Source organism: Bacteroidota bacterium (assembly GCA_041658205.1).
Lineage (GTDB): Bacteria > Bacteroidota > Ignavibacteria > UBA10030 > UBA8401 > UBA8401.
Genome location: JBBAAO010000001.1, coordinates 423,478 through 442,973, shown reverse-complemented (window position 1 = coordinate 442,973; position 19,496 = coordinate 423,478). Strand labels below are relative to the sequence as shown.

General features: G+C 37.1%; 17 protein-coding genes and 1 tRNA gene. 1 reads left to right on the top strand and 17 read right to left on the bottom strand.

Annotation, left to right across the window (positions count from 1 at the left end; translation table 11 throughout):
* Positions 1 to 62 precede the first annotated feature (62 nt).
* The 14 genes from WDA22_01755 to WDA22_01690 all read right to left on the bottom strand — a co-directional run bounded on the left by WDA22_01755 (position 63) and on the right by WDA22_01690 (position 16,792).
* Positions 63 to 263, bottom strand: a complete 201-nt coding sequence (locus WDA22_01755; protein ID MFA5832176.1) for a helix-turn-helix transcriptional regulator — start codon at positions 261 to 263, stop codon at positions 63 to 65.
* Between the two features lie 239 nt (positions 264 to 502).
* Complete coding sequence (locus tag WDA22_01750; GenBank protein MFA5832175.1) at positions 503 to 1,165, bottom strand: response regulator transcription factor; 663 nt, start codon at positions 1,163 to 1,165, stop codon at positions 503 to 505.
* Positions 1,166 to 1,200: 35 nt separating this feature from the next.
* Positions 1,201 to 4,056, bottom strand: a complete 2,856-nt coding sequence (locus tag WDA22_01745) for an ATP-binding protein (protein MFA5832174.1) — start codon at positions 4,054 to 4,056, stop codon at positions 1,201 to 1,203.
* Positions 4,057 to 4,517: 461 nt separating this feature from the next.
* Positions 4,518 to 5,834, bottom strand: a complete 1,317-nt coding sequence (locus tag WDA22_01740) for an LPP20 family lipoprotein (GenBank protein MFA5832173.1) — start codon at positions 5,832 to 5,834, stop codon at positions 4,518 to 4,520.
* Between the two features lie 102 nt (positions 5,835 to 5,936).
* The gene (locus WDA22_01735) at positions 5,937 to 7,208 is read right to left on the bottom strand and encodes a DUF6175 family protein (protein ID MFA5832172.1); all 1,272 of its coding nucleotides are present in this window, start codon (positions 7,206 to 7,208) and stop codon (positions 5,937 to 5,939) included.
* Between the two features lie 102 nt (positions 7,209 to 7,310).
* Positions 7,311 to 9,050, bottom strand: coding sequence for a hypothetical protein (locus tag WDA22_01730; GenBank protein ID MFA5832171.1), 1,740 nt, complete (start codon positions 9,048 to 9,050; stop codon positions 7,311 to 7,313).
* 52 nt (positions 9,051 to 9,102) lie between these two features.
* Positions 9,103 to 9,177 (bottom strand) — tRNA-Val (locus WDA22_01725).
* Positions 9,178 to 9,309: 132 nt separating this feature from the next.
* On the bottom strand, positions 9,310 to 10,539 hold the full coding sequence (locus WDA22_01720; protein MFA5832170.1) for a tyrosine-type recombinase/integrase: 1,230 nt from the start codon (positions 10,537 to 10,539) through the stop codon (positions 9,310 to 9,312).
* Positions 10,540 to 11,372: 833 nt separating this feature from the next.
* Positions 11,373 to 12,281, bottom strand: coding sequence for a tetratricopeptide repeat protein (locus WDA22_01715; GenBank protein ID MFA5832169.1), 909 nt, complete (start codon positions 12,279 to 12,281; stop codon positions 11,373 to 11,375).
* A gap of 199 nt (positions 12,282 to 12,480) precedes the next feature.
* Positions 12,481 to 13,068: a hypothetical protein gene (locus WDA22_01710; GenBank protein MFA5832168.1), complete on the bottom strand. Its 588-nt coding sequence runs from the start codon at positions 13,066 to 13,068 to the stop codon at positions 12,481 to 12,483.
* 105 nt (positions 13,069 to 13,173) lie between these two features.
* Positions 13,174 to 15,012 carry an AAA family ATPase gene (locus WDA22_01705; protein MFA5832167.1) on the bottom strand — a complete coding sequence of 613 codons (1,839 nt, stop codon included), beginning with the start codon at positions 15,010 to 15,012 and terminating at the stop codon, positions 13,174 to 13,176.
* A gap of 11 nt (positions 15,013 to 15,023) precedes the next feature.
* A complete protein-coding gene (locus WDA22_01700) occupies positions 15,024 to 15,248 on the bottom strand; it encodes a hypothetical protein (protein MFA5832166.1) in 225 nt (74 codons plus the stop codon).
* A 49-nt stretch (positions 15,249 to 15,297) separates the two neighbouring features.
* A protein-coding gene (locus WDA22_01695; GenBank protein MFA5832165.1) for an IS3 family transposase occupies positions 15,298 to 16,418 on the bottom strand; the annotation gives its coding sequence in 2 pieces (ribosomal slippage) (positions 15,298 to 16,154 and positions 16,154 to 16,418; 1,122 coding nt in all).
* Between the two features lie 134 nt (positions 16,419 to 16,552).
* Positions 16,553 to 16,792 (bottom strand): hypothetical protein, encoded by a 240-nt coding sequence (locus tag WDA22_01690; GenBank protein MFA5832164.1) that lies wholly within the window; start codon positions 16,790 to 16,792, stop codon positions 16,553 to 16,555.
* A 62-nt stretch (positions 16,793 to 16,854) separates the two neighbouring features.
* On the opposite strand from WDA22_01690, the gene WDA22_01685 reads away from it, so the two are divergent.
* On the top strand, positions 16,855 to 17,778 hold the full coding sequence (locus WDA22_01685) for an IS1595 family transposase (GenBank protein MFA5832163.1): 924 nt from the start codon (positions 16,855 to 16,857) through the stop codon (positions 17,776 to 17,778).
* A gap of 173 nt (positions 17,779 to 17,951) precedes the next feature.
* Here WDA22_01685 and WDA22_01680 read toward each other — a convergent pair whose 3' ends face one another.
* From WDA22_01680 to WDA22_01670, 3 genes are read right to left on the bottom strand one after another with little or no spacing between them, the layout of a single operon-like run.
* A complete protein-coding gene (locus WDA22_01680) occupies positions 17,952 to 18,392 on the bottom strand; it encodes a protein-export chaperone SecB (GenBank protein MFA5832162.1) in 441 nt (146 codons plus the stop codon).
* On the bottom strand, positions 18,392 to 19,039 hold the full coding sequence (locus WDA22_01675; protein MFA5832161.1) for a hypothetical protein: 648 nt from the start codon (positions 19,037 to 19,039) through the stop codon (positions 18,392 to 18,394). Before WDA22_01675 ends, WDA22_01680 begins: the two co-directional genes overlap by 1 nt.
* Positions 19,036 to 19,449 (bottom strand): HEPN domain-containing protein, encoded by a 414-nt coding sequence (locus WDA22_01670; protein ID MFA5832160.1) that lies wholly within the window; start codon positions 19,447 to 19,449, stop codon positions 19,036 to 19,038. Before WDA22_01670 ends, WDA22_01675 begins: the two co-directional genes overlap by 4 nt.
* Positions 19,450 to 19,496 lie beyond the last annotated feature (47 nt).

Below are 19,496 nucleotides of genomic sequence, written 5' to 3'. Positions count from 1 at the left end.
AATTGTGGATAAATTTGTCTTAAAATCGGACAGAATAATAAAAATGTTTTTCGAAAATAATATTAGGCGACGTTTTTCGTGATGGCTAACGAAACCATTTCGGCAAGAGTCTTCACATTCAATTTCTTCTTCATGTTTTTTCTATGAGTCTTTACCGTGTGTTCGCTGAGGTTCAGTTTTTGGGCAATAAGAGGTGCTGTTAATCCTTGAGATATCAAGGAAAGAATTTCTTTCTCTCTCTTCGATATTTTTTTCCTTTTCATAGTAATGCCCACAGGAATTGACTGTAGAATTAACTCCTCTTTGCAATTACATACAATACCCAGAAGTGGGTATTTTTGTCTCACCTTAAAAAATTAGGATCAAACTATTTTTTCATTGAAATGAAAAAACATGCATCAATGTTACCTGCAAAGGGTGTGCTAGTATACGCATTCGAGAAGGGGTGTGAAACTACGAAAGTTCGTAGTTTTTCCAGAGCAGAAAAATAAAATATCTATGGTTAGATGATTTTTTCTCGAATCGTCTTGGCGACAGCATCTGGAAGACTATTTACTTGCAGTTTGCTATAGATATTGCGGATATGAAAATCGATGGTATGATAACTGAGGAAGAGTGAGCTGGCAATTTTTTTACGAGAAATGCCATGAACGAGTAATTCCAGAATCTCTTTCTCCCGGACTGTCAGAGCATAATCGGAGGAAGAGTTGGTATTATTTTTAAAAACGGCAAGAATTTTATTAGCAATATAGGAGTTGATTGGCGACCCTCCCATCAACACTTCTTCAATGGATTGAATGATTGACTCTATAGTGGAGATCTTCAAAAGATAACCATCCGCACCGCTGGAGATTGCTTGGAAGACATTTTCCTTATCTTCTTGAATTGTGAGGATAAGAATTTTTGTGGAAGGAGAAATTCGTTTAATGCGTTTTAGTGTCGTTACTCCGTCAATTCCCGGAAGACCGATATCGAGGAGCAGCACGTCGGGAGGAGTCTCTTTCTGGAATTCTTCCAGAACAAGCTCTCCCGATTCGAATGCTTTACATTGAGAGATCCACGATTCGTCTAACAGTACTTTCGTAAGATTTTGTCGATATACTTTGTTGTCTTCAACAATCCATATCGACACAGAGCGTGCTTGTATGTTAGCAATTGCATTCACAGTAACAGAGTATTCAGATTTATGAATAATAGCAACTACGAGATTTCGTGGTTATTAGTTGACGGAATGGTGAGCGCAATTGTTGTTCCATTGGTATTTGTAAGAATATCCAATTTCCCCTTACATGCGTCGGCACGTTCTTTCATTGACGGCAATCCCAAACCTGATTGCTGCTCTGTCGGATCAAATCCCTTCCCGTCATCTTGAATCAAGAGCGTAACGTCCGATTGTTGCGTTGATAATCGTATTTGAACATTCGCCGCATTCGCATGTTTCGCGATATTATTCAACGCTTCCTTATAGACAAGAAAGAGCTGACGACGAGCTTCCAGGGAAAGGTATATCATCTTCGGATTGTCAATATCAAACTGCACATCAACCATCCTCAATAATGTTGCTGCCGTTTCTTTCATCTTTATGATCAGGTTTTCCATCGAATCGTTTTGTGGATTGATGAACCAGACAATGTCATGCATGGCATTTGCCGTCTGCAATGCGGACTTCCCAATCTCCTGAAATTCTTTTTGATCGCTTTCGGAATATTTTCCGTCGCGTGCTTTTAGTTGTGTTGCCAGCGCAATTCCGCTAAGACTACTCCCAATCTCATCGTGCAAATCCCGGGCGATCTTTTCTCTATTCTGCTGCATGGTCACAGTGTAATCCCTGCGAAGAGAGAGATTATGCTGAAAAAGAAACAGTACCATCGCCAACAGCATTACAAATGGAATGTAATATATCGGTCTCAGATAAAACGGAAGTGGTATTTCAAATTGTGTTACGCTGCTTGTATAAATCGTTCCGCTGTTCCGATCTTTTGCTTGTACAGCATGTAAGTGCTGGCCGTACGATAATTGGTCATAATATTTTTTCCGGTCTTGCGACCAATCTGACCACGATCCTTGATCAATCTTATACCGTGTCTCAATATTTTGTGACGGCACGCTTCCCCAAAAAGAATAGACATGCCATTCCACTTGCGCATCGTCATTATCAATAAACGGTTCCTCAACTTCTATCTTCAAGGGTACTTCGGATTCTTTACCATAATAGACACTCACACCCGTTCCGTGTCCACCAACATAAATTTTATTCTTCAATGGCAGCGCAACACGAAGTTCGCGGATATTCTTACCTGCTCCGTTGTTGCAGGAAGTCAGGACAGAATCTTGGTATTTGAGGAGTCCTTTGTTTGTTGCCAGCCAAACAACACCGGCACTATCGCATTGAATGTCCCACACTTTTTGACTGAACTCTTGTGGGCCAGTCCATCGCCAAAGCCAATGAATCGAATCATTCCGATCGATAAAGCCGAGTGTTGCCGCATAGTTTGAGAACCAGACATTATCCTGATGATCCAGCGCTAACGTATATACTTTTGGCATCATCTTAAATTCAACGTTGCCCCAATGCTTCCATTGACCGTTTTTGTACCGACTCAATCCCTCCTGTGATCCAAACCAGCTACCCCCGCTGTTGTCCTCAATAAATGCATACACTCTTCCATCTAATAGTCCGTCGGCAACTCCAATATTGGAAAACTTCCCTCCGCGATACACAAACACTCCATCTCCTTTATTCGGGTATCGGAGGGACAAAAAATAGAGATCTCCGTTTTTTCCTTTTCGAATTTTATGGATATACACTTGATGAAATCCTGCTTCTACACCAACATGCTCCCATCGAATTCCATCCCATCGATATGCGCCATAAAATTCCGAACCGCTGGATATCCAAATGTTTCCATGCACATCTTCATTGATGCCGGTGACAAGACCAATTCTCTTTCCTAAGATGGATGGAAAGTGTCGTCGTGTTCCATTTTTCGCAATCACCTCAACTCCATCAATTGTTCCCACCCACATTTCCTGCCGTGAACTCTGGAACAATTCCATCACAATATTCCTTGGGTCGGAAAAAGGATAGGATAATTTTTCCCATTGATTAAATGATTGGCGAAAAAGAAACAATCCGTTTTCAGAACCGATCCAAAAATCCCCATTTTTTCTGCAACGGATGACACTGGCATTAAGCATTTGCGCTGGGATCGGCTGAATATCAATCCATTTTCCCTCGTGTCGCCAATGAACATCCCCTGTTTCATAAATAGCCAGAGCGTCACCATTGGGAAACATATCCATGGATCGAACAGAAATGCCACGTTCAGTTTTGGAATATTGCAACACATTATCTTTGGACCATTCTCCGATGCCAATATATTCTTTGGGAGCATCGAAGGAAATGATTCCTTCCCCTTTTTCATTTTCAGCAATCACCCGTGGAGCAAGAGGGTAGACATAAATATTTTTTGTTGATATGTGACGGGATCCAACTCCGGTCACTCTCATAAATTCTTTTTTTGTGTTATACCATATACAGTCTGTCGTAATCTTACAGTATGTATATTCAGGAGGCACAGAAATCACTGCCGCATCGTTAGAACGAATTACTATCAACGAGTTGATTTTTTTAACAAGGATGGAATGATCGTCATGTTTGCAAGCTTGTAACACACTATCATTTGTGTAACCGCCGGGAAAAATCATTTTTTGGAATCTGCGTTGGTCTCCTATATATAATTTCCCCTCCCAAATTGCTAATAATTTTCCATGATTCCCTGTCGATATTTTTTGAGGCGTTCCTTCCGGCAATCCATGCTCAGCTCCCATACGATGCCAGCGATATCCGTCAAACCATGCAATGCCATTTTCTGTTAACACCCATACTGTTGAATCTGTCGTTTCAACGACACTCACAATTTTATCGGAAGGGAGTCCTTCATACACAGTGAAATGCGACCATTTCCAGATATCATGTAATCCATCAATCTGAGTCGAAGCGATATTTGCTAACACCAAAATGAGTGCACAACTATAATAAACAGACTTTACCATATCGAAGATTAAATCACGATGATTTATTTTGGTGTCGGAAAAAGGAAAGTGAAACAAATTTATTTTTTTGTAGGTCGTACTTACCTATTCAATACTATCTCTTCCTGCAAAAGTATGAAAAGTATGGAAACAATCAAAATATGTTGGATGTTAATGAGGAAAGAAGGACGAAGAAATAAAAGCTTGCGAAGGTAATTGTGGTACGAAGTTTTTAGAAGTATCTCAAAAATGAAACTATTGCCATTCTGAGCAAGCCTTGGATGTTTTTATACTAAGCGCAGCGAAGCTCCGCAGTACGGAGTGCCGCACAATACAAAATGATGTCGGCAAATCTGATACTTTTTTCAGATTCTTCATCCCGATATCCTTCGCTTTGCTCAGGATTGCATCGGGATTCAGAATGACCGTTGTTTTTGTGTTTTTGAGGTGAGTTCTACGTTCTTCGCAAGGTTATCTTATTTTTATTTCTGGAGTAATTCCGATAATGCAGCTTGCTCAATCTTCAGAGCACTAGCCGCTTTAATCATCGCTTCATCTTCAGATGAGCCGACTCCCTTAGCAGAAAATGTTGCTGAACCAATTATGGAATTGGATGCATTATCTTTACGATGCACTGTTGCTTCAAGGGTAATATTATAGAGTGTCCCAGCCATCCCTTCAATCTTCCCCGGCACTCCCGATGTCACTTCTATCGAAAGAGTATTGTTGGACATAGTAACTACTTTGTATCCAATCTGTGTTATAGCAGATGAAAGTTTGGACTGAACGGATTCAGCAAGTTTTTTATTTTTGGCGTTCACAGTGATGGAGAATGCTTTATCCGAAGCTTGTGCATTCCATGAAAACACAACAGCAGAAGAATTGATATTCTGTTCAAATTCTCTTCCAAGTCCAGGCAACGCTATCTTTGCTTTGATTCCATTTCCACTTCTCACAATAGTTGAGAAGGACGCATCCCCTTTCTCATCAGTAATGGACTCACCAAGTTTATTCTTTTCGTCAATCAAGAAAGCAACCGTGATACCTGAACAGGCAACACCATTGGCTTTTACCGTCACAATAAAGGAAGTTGAGAATTTTTCTCCGATCTTCCCTTTTTGATTATCGCCACTTTTCTTTTCCATTTTCACGTTCGCTAAAAATGTCCGGATGTCTCCTTGTAATGCGGCCGGATTAAACACAGAAGGAAATGTGAACGGGGCGGCCGCTGCCGCGTTATGCAATATCTGCTTTGCCAATAACGGTGCAATTATCTGTTTAATCTGATTGATACTCTGAATAGCTTCTATCAGTTTTCCTTTTGCAAAAAAATCATTTCCTGCTGCACGAAGATCGCTTGCCTGTTTCCAACCGTTTTCAAGTTCTGCGCGAAGACTTCCACTGTATTTCTCTCTATTTAAAACCACCAACGCATAGGTTGTTGCGCTTTGTTCATCGACGACTGTTTCAATCACATCCGCACCGGTGATCTCATCACTCACAACTGTCCGTGACTGACGTTTGAAGTCTGAATACACTTGTTCATCATCATTCACGGATAAATTCTGTGTGAATTCTTTCATTTCAGACTGGACTTGAATGCGAAGCTGCGATGCAATATCCGCCATCGCCGATTTTTTTGCTGCATCTATTCCGGCGCTGTTGCTTCCACCAGTGCCCACTCCAATAATGAATTGTGCTGTCGGGTATTTAGGATGAGTGTGAGTGGAATACCAATTTGGAACTTGAGAAAAAGCAAATGAAGTGATTAAAAAAATAAATAGTATTTTTGATTTCATAAACACTCCAGTAGAAATTTCATCGAAACACTAAAATTTTGTTCACCCTGAGCAAGTCTCGATTAGTTGTTTAATCGAGACGTATCGAAGGATATCATAAAATTATTCCACCCCAACGACAATCAACTTCCGGTTCAGTGTCACCTGCTTTAACTTCCCTTGCGCAAAATTATTATTGAATTCTCTCCTCAATTCACGAAACAACGCGGAAGGAGACTGCATATCTTTATCCTGGATCCAAGCGATATAGTCAATTGTCTTATCGGCAGAAACATTTTCTTTCGTCTTGTTGGCGATTTTTTTTAACGTCTTCGCAGCTGCATCGGCAATATCGTATCGAGTATCTTCATCAAAATCACCGAGGATGGTGAAAATAATTTTATACGGAGTGCCGTTTTTCATGTCTTCTTGCCAATACGCATTGATCCGAGAAATAACGTTATTGAGTGCGTTGGTCATTGCCGCTTCTGTAAGAGCAGTAGCCGGCGCAGCAGATTCTTCACTATAACCGGTTTCTGTGCCAAGAACGCGTGAGGTTGTTGTCTCAAACGCCTTCACTGAAGCAGTCACTTTTCGTACTTCGGTAGAACCAACGTTACGCGTATCAATAGTGATCGTATAGGAAACATAAATATCACTTCCAACCGAAAGAGCAATCATATACGAAAGATCTTCTTCATGTCCTTTTAGGTTCAACTGTGCTTTTTGCTGTTCGTAGATCTGCGCCGCTTGTTCTGGTGAAACAACATTATATTTTTTTTGCGTCAAGTACGATTCAATTACTGATGCGCCTTGTTTTAATACGCTATTTGAACGAAGTTCATTTAACGGATTTTGACCCGGTTTTACTTCAGGCAATGCCATGAGTGTTGGCATGCCAAGCTCTTCTGTAATATCCTCTAATTTTTCAATAACTCGTTTATCGATCAAATATGTCTGTATCGCTGCACGGTTAATGCGAAACTGCTTTTCAATTCGGATCTTCTCCCCGCCGGCAATTTTCACGCGACTGTCAAAACTGTTTGCTTCCCATGCAATAAATTTTTGCACATTATCGGCAACAAAAAATTCCTGTTCCATCAGGCCGAATTTTCGTTTCTCATCTTCATTACGGACAAGACCGTCAAGTCCTGCTCCACCGTACAGAACAAAATAGACCGCAGCTTTTCGGGCATCAATCTCAGCCAATTTTACTGATTCCTCTTCTTTAAATCCGAACATTCCAGATTTACCGCCGAGCCCTTTTGCTTTGATAAGTATTTCATTTGCAGTAACTGCTTCCACAAATGTCGCTTGACGCGATTCGGGAAGATTTCCCTGAGCAATAACCGAAGTCGCTATCACGATTGTTGCAAGAAAAATATAATTAATCATAGTAGGCTCTATTATTTTGAAATTATGAGGAGATGGTTTCGTCAATTATCTGCAGAATATTATAGAATATCTTAAAAAATATTTACACTTGACTGACAAGGATCAATTCAGCGACGGGAGCGAATAGTTGAACCAAACGAACCACCCAAGTCCTGAGTATTTCACTTCCGGACCTTTGGCATTTTCCAATTTCGTATCATTCTTATCTTTATCGGTAATGGTAACATTCCATTCGTTATGGACAGGTGCACCGGAATATTCAGCTCCACCGCCGATCGAAAACTCAGGCGTTATATAAATTTCCAGAGCCGCTTTCGCATCAAATCCAAACGCTGTGTGCATTAATGAATATGTTAAATCATCACCATTCTTATCCTTGGCAACATCTGAGAGATAGGTCAGATTATAACGCATATCCGCTTGAAGAATCAATCCAAATCGGCGGAGATAGAATTTTTTGAGAAGTCCGACATCAACATATCCCCCGAGTCCTGGACCGGCATTTTTTGAACTATCATCCTTCAAAGGAGATGAAGAGTAATCTTTAAAAATGAATTTTCCCGTCATATTGGGAAATCCAAGCGCTGCGCTCATGTTCAGCCAAAGTTCGGAGACATTGGTTGCTCCTGCAAGACTCGCCTGTAGTGCTGCAGTGGGTCCAAACATACCCGAATAATCTTCATCTATTCGTAGGGTGAATGTTTTCCCATCCGGAAAAATGAATACATTTTTAGAATTTGAAATCTTTATCGGAATCTTTCCAAATCCGCCGATACCATTAATACCGATAAGCGGGATCTCTGTAACATTTAAACCGGGAGAGTAATTAGATCCGGTAATTGTCTGTGCATACGAAACGTCAGATTCATTCTTTTTATTGTTCCCGACTTTTCTAATCTTCACGAAACCACGTCGTTCTTTTTTAATATTTCCCGCCTCGTCTTCTACCAACTCCTCCACCCAATACGAATCATCAAGCCCTACACCTTCGCGCGATCCCAGATTGAGATTAATTCCAAATCCTGAAGTTTCCGTCACACCGCCGGTTAACTTAAAATCTTCCATTTTTTTTGTTTCATTATTCACATTTACCGCACTGATATTCACCACCGACGTAAATACATCCCAATCTGCTGTGCCATCTACTCCATCATCTTGATCCTCGGAACGGACAATGGCATCATTTCCCCACCCTTTCGCCGTTCCGACAAATGAAATAGTTGCATTATTCGCTTTATCAACTTTTAGTCTGTACCACAATAGTCCCACTTTCATCGAATGAGAGTAGGTTGTATAAGCTTGTTTGCGGACCACTTTCCCTGCATCATTTTTGATCTCACGTTCTCCGCGGCTTGTTGTTCTGGAATATTGTTCAACGAATGGAACAAAAAAGAATCCTGAATTCAAGATAGATTCAAGTTGTGTAGCAGAAAGTCCTGCGGACTGTGCTTTGGTTGCAAGAAATGTATTACGATCAGCTTCACTGAGGTTTTGCTTACTCAACAGTTCCTTGTTCACGTCAAGAAGTTCAAGAAGTTTTGGCGCAAGCGTTTTTTCAATAATTGGACGAACCTTTTCGGGGGAAACAGAATTCATCTGAGATGTTTCGGTTGAAAATTGAGAGATGATATTATCTGGAAGCGCAGCGTAATTAAAACGCTCCATTTGCACACTTCTTCCGATTGTGGACGAAATATAATCGCTTTGACGCTGATCGAGTCCCGATGACGAAGCAGAAAGAATTTTTTTAACGTATGAAACTGTCTTTTTCTTGTATTGTGCGTTGATGATAACTGCGGTGAAACAGAACATAACAATGACCAGTGCGATCTGTTTTTTCATATGTCCTCTGGAATTTATGTAGTGACTGTGCTGAAAGCGGGTGGGATTTTTGTGGGCGTTCACGGGATCGAACCGCGGACCTTCTGCTTGTAAGGCAGACGCTCTAAACCAGCTGAGCTAAACGCCCTTGAAGAAATTCACTTATTTTCCACCAATTTCTTGTACTTTGGTTTACTTATATCGTCAAAAAGTGTTAGAAATTGTGTTAGAAGTTTTATGATGGATTAATATAGTAAATTTCTTCGATGTTTCAAATTACTTACTGAAAATCAATTAGTTTAATTTCTTGCATTGCGGACACCATCTCATCTGTTGGGACACCAAGGTATAATTGCGTAACTCTCTCGCTAGCATGGCCTAACAAATGTGAAATTACATACTGTGGGACTCCTTTTCTTCTTAGTTCAGTGGCATATGTTTTGCGAAAACTATGAAAACTTAATCCTGCTCTTAATTGAAGCTGGTTGGTAATTTTCTTTAATTTTTTTTGCAACCTGCCTCCATCAATATTCACCCCTTTATCATCACAGATAACAAATCGTGTTTCGATTCCACATTCTCTATTGTTTGTTTTGATTACATTCAGAATACCTTCTATTTCTCGATTTATTGGGATATTTCTGGTTTTTTTGAATTTAGTATCATGTATTTCCGTACTCGTAACCGTAATAACGTGTTCTTCAAAGTTAATATTTTCCCATAATAAATTTGCAATTTCCCCCCGACGCATTCCTGTTAATAACGCTAATTTAATTGCATCACTCATCCATTTAGGTAAATTATCATGATGTAACAACATATACAATTCATCTTTTCCCCAAATTATTTTTTGTTTAGACTTTTCGGGTAGTTGTTTCAATCCTTTAAAAGGATCTTTTTCAATATACCCCTTTTTGAATGCTCTCCTGATACACGCTTTTAATGCCCTAGTATAATCATTAATGCTGGTTACATTGATTGACTTTTTTTCACGCATAGACTGGACAAATCTATCATAGTCTCTGGTGGTAATCGCTGTTACTGTTTTGTCCCCAGTAAATTCTATAAAATTATTGATGATCATTTTTGTGTTTTTCAGGTAACTTGATGATCGATTGGATAAAAATGATTGGATATCCTCATCCAACCATTGAGAAAGTGTAATATTTTGCCCTTCTAATTGTTCCGGTATGAAATATAACGAAGTTACATTAATACCAAATTCCAGGAATTTGATTAGAACATAGTGCTCTTTCCGTTCGATGATGACATTCATCTTTGCGGATAGTTTATCGATCTTCCGAAGAAATTCTTCTTTTTGCATACTGAAGAATCTGCCAATATCTTCATAGAGAAATGCTACTTGAAAAGGTAGTAATAGGATTGGTTCATCATCACAAAGGAATTGTGTTGACTTAACAGATTTTGCATTTACGAGCCCATATGCAACAATCGAACAGAGCTTAGGATCTCGAATTATGTCTACATCAAAAAGCGATTGGAGTAACATATTGCTACAATCTTTCCATCACCCGGATGGACTAAAAACAAAAAAGCCCAACATCCCAGATGAAATTATAGGTTATAAACAATTGGATTGTTTATCTGTCTATACTGTTATCTGTGATGTTAGGCTGTTTATTTCTTCTGTTTTGCCTTCGCCGTTCCAAAAGGTAGGCGACCTGTATTCCAATTTACCGCATAAATTAAAAATCAAAGAACAATTACGAATCAAAAGTAGTAAAATTATCTAACCCTGTCAATATGCGCTTAACTTTTTTCTAACTTAATTAGTAGTGGGGTCTTTTGAGTTCTACTGATTGTTTTTTTTATCTGACTATTGATCAATCTGTGAGAATTTGGTACGGGAATTACTGATTGCAATTGAGGGCGGTTATTCTGATAATTGCGGGAATTCACTGTGTCTGTCATTTATCTAATGAGGTGTTATTATGGACAATGTTAAAAAATATGAATATGAAATAGACGATAAAAAGATCAATCTCCTAATGATTCTTTTTCATAATACCGATGGAGCACCTATTGTCTTAATAAAGGTTAGAGAAAATAACCATAATATGAGAGCAAAGTAATGTTGAAATTTTTTTTAAATTTTAATCTCAATGGTTGAAGTATTCCTGCTTTTTGACTGTTCTTTGATTTTGATTAAATACCATCGTTTTCTAAAGACTTCACTACCGTAATTTTTTCTCTTCTGTAAATCGAAAGATTTTTTTTCACTGATAACTGGTTTAGTTGCAAGTTTCTTGTTTGTGTTCTAATTTCAATGAAAAAAATCAGAGTTTAATTCACTCGGTCTCTGATTTCATTGATTTTGTAAGATTAAACCCAAGAATAATTATTCAAAGTAAGCCATTCCCGTGCTTCTTTACTGCCTTGATATGCTGCTTTTTTAAACACTCTTATTTTCATTCTTAAATTATTTTTGAGTTCGTAAACAAGACCTAAATTGTAAAAAGCTGTTGAACATTCAAAATCAATCTCGACTGCTTTTTTATAACAAAGAATTGCTTTTTCAATATTGCCATTACTCTTATAAATTAATCCCAATTCATTGTATGCATAGGCATCTTGTGGATCAATTTTAATAACTTCTTCAAAACAATGAATTGCCCTATTAGTATTTCCTTTGCCTTTAAATGCAAGTCCTAAATGGTAGTATGCGTATACATCTTTAGGGTTGAATTCTATCGCCTTTAATTGAAATTGAATATTTAATTCGTTATTTCCTTTCATTCCATACGATATTCCCATCTTACAATATGCGTCTGAATATTTCGGATTATACTCAACAGCTTTTTCAAAACAAATAATGGCTTGGTCAAATTCTTTTAGTTCGTTAAATGTCATTCCTAAATTGGTGTAGGCTATGTAATCTTTCGGATCAAGTCTAATTGCTTTGTCAAAATGATATATAGCTTTGTCAAAATCATACTTATCGTAATAAATAAGTCCTAAATTATTATATGCCTCAGAATATTTTTGATCGATTTCAATGGCTTTTTCATATGCTTTAATTGCCTCATCAATGTTTCCTAATCCAGATTGTGCGATACCAATATTGAAATAGGATTTTGAAAATTTAGGACAAAATTTAATAACCTTTTGATAGTATTTGATTGCAAGACAATAATTTGAATTTTCATTAGCTTCAAATCCTTTGTTAAACCAACGTATTGCCCTATCCGCATCGGACATAGGAGTGTAATGTCGTTTCTTCTTATTTATCATAAAATGTTTATCCAGTAATAATTATCACTTAAGTCACAATTCTTTAGATAAATAAATTCGAATTTATTTCTGTTGAACAGCAATCAGAAATAAATTCGAGTTTTTACTGTGAACGTTTCTTGATTGTTATGCTATCAATTGACGCTCACAAGTTGGTAAAGAATCTATTTATTGGAATTCCCTAAAAGTTACCAAATAATTACTTCATCATAAGTTTTCCTTTGATTTGAGCTGTTGTATCACTTAACTCATTTTTAGCAAATCGCTTCATATATGTTGAAAGAGATCCTCTATTAATCCCCTTACCCTTATAAGAAAATTTCTGCAAAGCATAATTCTTTGCCTGTTCATTCCCTTGCTTAAAAATCCTTTTATTTACACCGGCAATTAAATATGCTGCTAAAGCTACTAATGTATCATCCCATTCAATAGGCTTGAACTCTTTAGATGTTTTGTTTGTTTCAGAATATTCAATTTTAGTAATTGCTTTTTGTATTTGTTGAATATTATGACGAAATATAATCTGTTTATCGTTATACATATGCATCTTAATTGATGAAAATGCTAACAACATTTTTCTTGCCTTTGTATTTTTCCTTTTTAGATACTTCTGATATTTTCTTAGAGATTCGTCGTATATTTTTGTAGCAAAGATCAACTCTTTTTTATTGTATTCCAAAAGCAACAACAAGTTAGATAAAGTAGATTTTGTTAATTTGAGATTATTTAATATCAAATCACGATGATATACGGCAGATACTTTCGGAGTGGTTTCGTGTTTTAACATTGAAGATGTCACTATTAACTTATGTTCATGAACTGACAATATTTGCAAGATGGTAGTTTTGTACGAAGGTTTTACCTTTGAAATGGAGTGTAGGCATAGTTATTTTTAATTTAATTTAGCGAGTATTGCATTATACAAATCAACAAACTCATCGTTCGTTCCATCAAACCAAGTTAATCGCAATTCATTGTATGTTAGATTACAAAAATGACGTTCCGCCACTTTACTGCCACCGATTCTACCTCTAATAGCATCATCAGGATAATCTCTGCAAATGTGCTTTGCGTGATCAAAATCGCCGTATGCAATTACAACATTGGGAACTAATCTTTGTAACGCAGTTGGATGTATATAATTCTCCAACAATCGTTTCTTTGTCAATAAAAAATCTGTTGTTGGAGTTAATCCGTAATTTGTTAAATCTGTAAGATTTTTTGAAATAGAAGCTGCATTATCCTTATCGCTATCTAAAAAAATGAAAAATGGTTTTTGAAGTTTAGTAAATAGATCAAGGTTCACCCAATGTTTTACACCACCGCACCCTCCAATTGGTATGATATTTATGTTAAGTTCATCAAAAGTATGAGATATTAATCCGTTTTGCTTATAAAGAGTTGCTAAATGATGCATTGCAGTTACGTCATCAATTCCTTCTACAAGAAAAAGCAATCGTGACGTAGAAAATAGTGGCGTGAACGTGTTGTCTGGTTTTATTCCTAAATCAATCGCTAATTCTTTATAATCTATACCGTTTTGTTTTATCGTATAAATATTATTCGGTTTTGAAATATGAATGATGTTCTCTCGTTTTGAGTTACCAACAATAGTTGATGAATGAGTTGAAACAATAACCTGATAACCATTTTCGGTAAGCAAATTTAATTTTTCAAATAAGTTTTCTTGGGCTGATGGATGCAAAAATGTTTCCGGTTCTTCAAAACTAAAAATAATTTGTTGTGTAGCAATTGCTCTTTGTGTTTCAGCCAAATATTCAAAGTATGACATCATAGTGATTCTTCGAAACCCGTCGCCTCTTAAACTTAATGGGATATTGTTACCTGATGAAGTGCTCACAAATGATGTTGATATTAATTTACTCCAGTCAAAATCGATTTTAGGTTCAACTGTTTCAGTTGAACTAACAACTTCATTTATTTTATCGGTTATCTTTTTAAGAACATCACCTAATTTTTCTTTTATTTCAGTTTCTAAATTATCGGTATCAATATCACTTTCAATTAGCCGATAAGCCATATCCTTGAAATATTTTTGAATTGCAGTATCAGTATCAGATAAAGATGTATCTGCCTTAAAATATTGAAAAGCAGGAAGAGATTTCTTAATTGCATCACCGATTATTTTTGCTTTACCAGTGCCTGAAGTTGGAATCTCTTCCTCTTCATAAGTAAACGCAATAGCATTTTGAGCGTTATGCTCTCTTAGTTTTTGTCTTTTCTCTACATTGTTAAATTCTTCTCCATTTCCTTTAACGGTTTGAATATTCTTAGTGTTACAAAGCACCATTAATTGGGGTTCTGTCTTAAAAACAAAATCATTATTGCCATCATATGTTTTTCTCAAAATAGAAGTTTTTGGCTTTGAAATATTTGTGTCCGTTATCCTCCATACTTTTTTCAATACCAATAAATTATCTTGATTCGTTAACTCTTCTGCTTCAATTGTAGTAGGAATCTCTTCGCCTAGTAAAGATGCATTATTTTGACAATCGAAATACAATTCAACCGCTATTTGGTTATCTTGTGCAGTAACATTATAATCTGCTCTTGTTGGTCCATTATCGTTAATAAAAGCATCTAACGCTTTTAGAATGGTAGATTTCCCTGCATCATTTTGTCCAACGATGCAATTAAATAGACCAAAATTAACTTCAATTGAACCGTTCATACCACGAAAATTCGTGATTACTGCTTTTTTTAAGATCATTTGGTTTTGAATTATTTTTGAATTTCTTCAACGAATTTAGAAGTTTTGGCTGTATATTTTCTTTTCCAATATACGAATTTGAATTGTTTCATATCTGCTTTGTTGCTTTTTAAAACACGCCCTTCCCATTCAACAGCCGAAACTAAATACAATTCTTTTAATGCTCTCGTCATACCAACAAACAACAGCCTTCTTTGCGCCTCAATAGTATCCAAGCCAAAAGTTTCGTTCGGCAAAAATGATCTGCCCCCAGTTTATGTACCAATGCTAAGTTAATAAATTTCTTCAGGCATTGGCAATCTGAAGTGGATAAAAAGTTACCGGTGCTGGTGGACGATACTTCAAACTACTGTGTGGCCTAATTGTGTTGTAATGTTTTCTCCATTGTTCTGTGATAACTTCAGCTTCACACATTGTATCAAAGATTTCTCCATTCAATAATTCATCTCTGAGCTTTCCGTTGAACGATTCAATATAACCGTTCTCCCATGGACTTCCTGGTTCGATGAACAGTGTTTCCACGCCAACATTATGTAACCACGTTCTAACAATCTCTGCGACAAATTCCGGTCCATTGTCTGACCTGATATATTGCGGAGTGCCTCGAACTACAAAAAGTTTTGCTAACGCTTCAACGACATCATTGGCGGTGATTTTTCTGCCGATGTGAATGCTCAAACATTCTCTTGTGTGCTCATCGATGATGTTCAGCATCCGTAACGCTTTTCCGTTACTTGTCTTATCAGCAACAAAATCATAACTCCACACATGATTCCGGTGCGTTGGACGAAGGCGAATACAGGATCCGTCGTTGAACCACAACCGTCGTCGTTTGGGTTGTCTTTTCGGCACTTTTAAGCCTTCCAGACGCCATATTCTCTCGACTCGCTTATGATTCACACGCCAGCCTTCATAACGCAGCAACGCTGTTATTCGGCGATAACCATATCGTCCATATTCTAATGCTAGCTCTGTGATGCGCGCTTTCAGTTGCTGTTGCTCTTGACTGATCTGTTGTGCTTGCCTCTGTGTTGATCTGGGTTGTTCTAGAACCGCGCACACACGACGTTCTGAGTATCCCAATGCTTCCTGTGCTTGTTCCACCGCCCGACGTTTTTTGGCCGGGCTTAAAAGTTTCCCCGTGCGACTTCCTTTAAAATGGAATTATCAATCGTTAGATCTGCTACCACTTTCCGTAGCCATTGATTCTCTTGCTCAATCTCCTTGAATCGTTTTGCCTGATCGACTCGAAGACCTCCATATTCTTTTCGCCATTTGTAATACGTTACTGAACTAATTCCCAATTGTCTCACCACTTCTTCCAGTGATTGTCCCTTTGATTGCAAAACTTCAGCTTCTCGAAGTTTATTGATGATGTCTTCTGCAGTGTGTTTCTTTTTACTCATAATTGGGCAATTGTATACTTGAGAAACCACATCAAATATCGTATAGTGAAGGAGATTCAAAATGAAAAAGAATAAATCAAAGAAACGCCGCGTAGTAAAATTCCACATTTACCCACTGCCGAAAAAATGGTTTGCTACTGAAGATAACGACTTGCAAAGTCGGCATGTATCTCGTTCATTGCATCACGCATCTTTTCATCGTAATCTCGTAAAACGGATTGCAAAGTTTTTTCGGGATTTAATTGGCAAATCAGTTGAGCCGTGAGATGGGCTAATGCCTGCGTATGTGCTAAATTTGTTGCCATTAACGCTAAATATGCAGATGGTTCCTTGCCAAATTGGATCGTGAATTGATGGTTAAACAGGCTTGGCATAATTCCTCCGATTGTGGGCTTTTATGTAAGACTCTTTTATCACAATATCAAACGCTAAACTTATGAAAAAGCAAAAAACAACAGACGATAAGATTTTGACTCTCAAGGGATTATCTAAGGACTACGGCAGAGAAGATGAGGCAAGAGAGCTTCTTGAGTCTCTACGGTGGGCTGATGGCGTATGCTGTCCTTGCTGTGGTGGTGATGCAGTTGTGAAGGTAGAAGCTAACGCAGAGAAGAAAATCCGCAAAGGGTTGTATCGCTGTAAGGATTGCAGAAAAGCAAAACGTAGCAATCAATTCACGGTTACGGTAGGAACTATATTTGAAGATTCTCATATCCCGCTTTCCCAATGGTTGCAGGCAATTACTTTGCTTTGTTGCTCTAAGAAGGGTTTCTCTGCTCACCAATTACATCGTCAATTAGGCGTAACCTATAAAACGGCGTGGTTCATGGCTCATCGCATTCGTTACGCAATGGGTACAAGTGTCTTTACAAAGATGAAGGGTATTGTTGAAGCGGATGAAACACACGTAAGTGGGAAATCTCGAAGAGCGTTTAATCAAACAGGCATGGAAAATAAAACTCCCGTTGTTTCTTTGGTTCAGCGTAATGGTAAGGTGCGTTCTTTTGTTGTTCCCAATGTAACGGGTACAAATCTTAAAGAGGTGCTAACGAAAAACATTCATCCTACGGCTAATTTAATGACGGACGAATTAGCCGCATATAAATCCATTGGAAACAATTTTGCATCCCACGATGTTGTAAATCATAGCAAGTATGAATATGTTCGCGGAGATGCTTATACTAACACTGTTGAGGGATTTTTTAGTATATTTAAGCGCGGGGTGAATGGTGTATATCACCACATTAGCAAAGAACATCTCCATAGATACCTTGCTGAATTTGATTTCAGATATAACAACAGAAAAATAGATGATCACGAACGAACATTAAAGGCATTAGCAGGCTTTGAAGGAAAATGACTTAAATACACAGACTCATAAAACTCAACGCTTACAAAAGGAAAGCAGAGAGAAAAAGACAACGAATGAAAAGACTATATCCTTATTCCCACTTACAACAAAAGAAGCGTTGAGAAAATTACTGCAAGTTAAGCTACCAGAAAAGAAAAAGCCGAGATAAATTCTCGGCTTTTTTATTTTGCCACCACTTCTTTTTTACTAATATATCCCCGTTCCTCCGATAATTTTACAAAATTTAGTATGGGAAGAATTATATTTGGCAAATTTGCATAAGAACATAACGAATAAACGTATTGTCTAATGAATGGATAAATAATAGCAGGCGCATTTATATAAGCAAAATTCGTTTTTTGTTCTTGGTTTAACTCTGAAGTTTCAAATAATCCAATATAATTTAATTCAAGATTGACCTGTTCTTTATCTAAGTTTTTAGAGGTTAGAATAAAATTAATACCTGTTGCAAACTTTGAATCTTCATTAACTTTTGCATTGAGTTCAATTTTAAAATTGTTCTCTTCCTTGCCGTCAAAGACAGCATCTGGGATTCTTAAAAATTTTGAATCTACTAAAATTACTCCAACAAGTTTAATTTCATTGTTTGGTATATCGGGCATTAGGAAGCCTTTGCGTAACTAAATGTTGGCGTAATATCTGGAGAATCTGCTGAGTCTATAAATAAATTATCGAGATTATATTTTAATTGTTTACGATTCGAAACAACAGAACCATAAATGGTAGTATCTTCGTTTATTAAGCAATTTGCAATATTGAAGTAATCGTTATTATATGTCGATCCAAACAATGGATCTAACGGGGAATGGGGATTTACAAAAACACCATTTGAAGCTGATGGAATTATACTTACAAATACCTCGGTTGCAAAGGAACCAAAAGGTTTGTTTATTTTATTTAAATCTTTCCAGGATATGTTTACCAGAGCAGGATTGTCCGGCAACGCTCTAATACCACGCATTGTATAATTAAATAAAGATATTTCATTATATACTATAACTGCGTTTGACGATAATTTTGTCAATGAATTTTCTGAAATAAATGAAATCGAGCTTTCAAAAAGTGCTTCCCATTTTTCGATAAACTCCATTGCAATCAATTCAAAGGTTGAAATAGTAATGGTTGACCGAGGAATAATTTCTACAAAATAAGTGTTCGTAGTTTTAAATAATTCAAAACTAATCTTTTTAATTGAGAATTGTTGCAGAATGTTGCCGACAAAACTTTCAATTGTTTCTTGTTCATTCATATTAATTTTGATTTTGTAAGAATACCCTTAATATTTTTACAGATGTTCTGTGCCGATTCTGCACTGTTTTTCTTTATTTCTGTATTGAAGTAATCAGAGGAGGTTCTAAATTGTTGTAAATCTTTGAAATTAGTATAATGTTGGAACTTTAAATGTTTATCGTTAATTTTTTCGTGTATAATTTTAAAAGCATCGGCATGTTTACTTTTTGAAAGACGATTACTGTGAAGAGTATGTTCTTCATCAGAATCCTCTTCGAAAGTTATACCTATTTCTTTAAGAAGCGCATGTAAATAAAGTTGTATAATCGAAAAATACGAACAATGTACACTCGATGCATATCTTTCGATAAGTATCAATTCCCCTGCTGCTTTTAAGTTTTGTTCGCTTTTGTTTAAAATGTGGCTCATTTATCAAGAGAAGCAGCCATTAACTCACCACAATTTATATAATTGTA

Bases quoted from the DNA above. Each gene is read 5' to 3' on its own strand.
- WDA22_01755 (MFA5832176.1), bottom strand. From the start codon at position 263: ATGAAAAGGAAAAAAATATCGAAGAGAGAGAAAGAAATTCTTTCCTTG.
- WDA22_01745 (MFA5832174.1), bottom strand. From the start codon at position 4,056: ATGGTAAAGTCTGTTTATTATAGTTGTGCACTCATTTTGGTGTTAGCA.
- WDA22_01740 (MFA5832173.1), bottom strand. From the start codon at position 5,834: ATGAAATCAAAAATACTATTTATTTTTTTAATCACTTCATTTGCTTTT.
- WDA22_01735 (MFA5832172.1), bottom strand. From the start codon at position 7,208: ATGATTAATTATATTTTTCTTGCAACAATCGTGATAGCGACTTCGGTT.
- WDA22_01730 (MFA5832171.1), bottom strand. From the start codon at position 9,050: ATGAAAAAACAGATCGCACTGGTCATTGTTATGTTCTGTTTCACCGCA.
- WDA22_01720 (MFA5832170.1), bottom strand. From the start codon at position 10,539: ATGTTACTCCAATCGCTTTTTGATGTAGACATAATTCGAGATCCTAAG.
- WDA22_01715 (MFA5832169.1), bottom strand. From the start codon at position 12,281: ATGATAAATAAGAAGAAACGACATTACACTCCTATGTCCGATGCGGAT.
- WDA22_01710 (MFA5832168.1), bottom strand. From the start codon at position 13,068: ATGTTAAAACACGAAACCACTCCGAAAGTATCTGCCGTATATCATCGT.
- WDA22_01705 (MFA5832167.1), bottom strand. From the start codon at position 15,012: ATGATCTTAAAAAAAGCAGTAATCACGAATTTTCGTGGTATGAACGGT.
- WDA22_01690 (MFA5832164.1), bottom strand. From the start codon at position 16,792: ATGCCAAGCCTGTTTAACCATCAATTCACGATCCAATTTGGCAAGGAA.
- WDA22_01685 (MFA5832163.1), top strand. From the start codon at position 16,855: ATGAAAAAGCAAAAAACAACAGACGATAAGATTTTGACTCTCAAGGGA.
- WDA22_01680 (MFA5832162.1), bottom strand. From the start codon at position 18,392: ATGCCCGATATACCAAACAATGAAATTAAACTTGTTGGAGTAATTTTA.
- WDA22_01675 (MFA5832161.1), bottom strand. From the start codon at position 19,039: ATGAATGAACAAGAAACAATTGAAAGTTTTGTCGGCAACATTCTGCAA.
- WDA22_01670 (MFA5832160.1), bottom strand. From the start codon at position 19,449: ATGAGCCACATTTTAAACAAAAGCGAACAAAACTTAAAAGCAGCAGGG.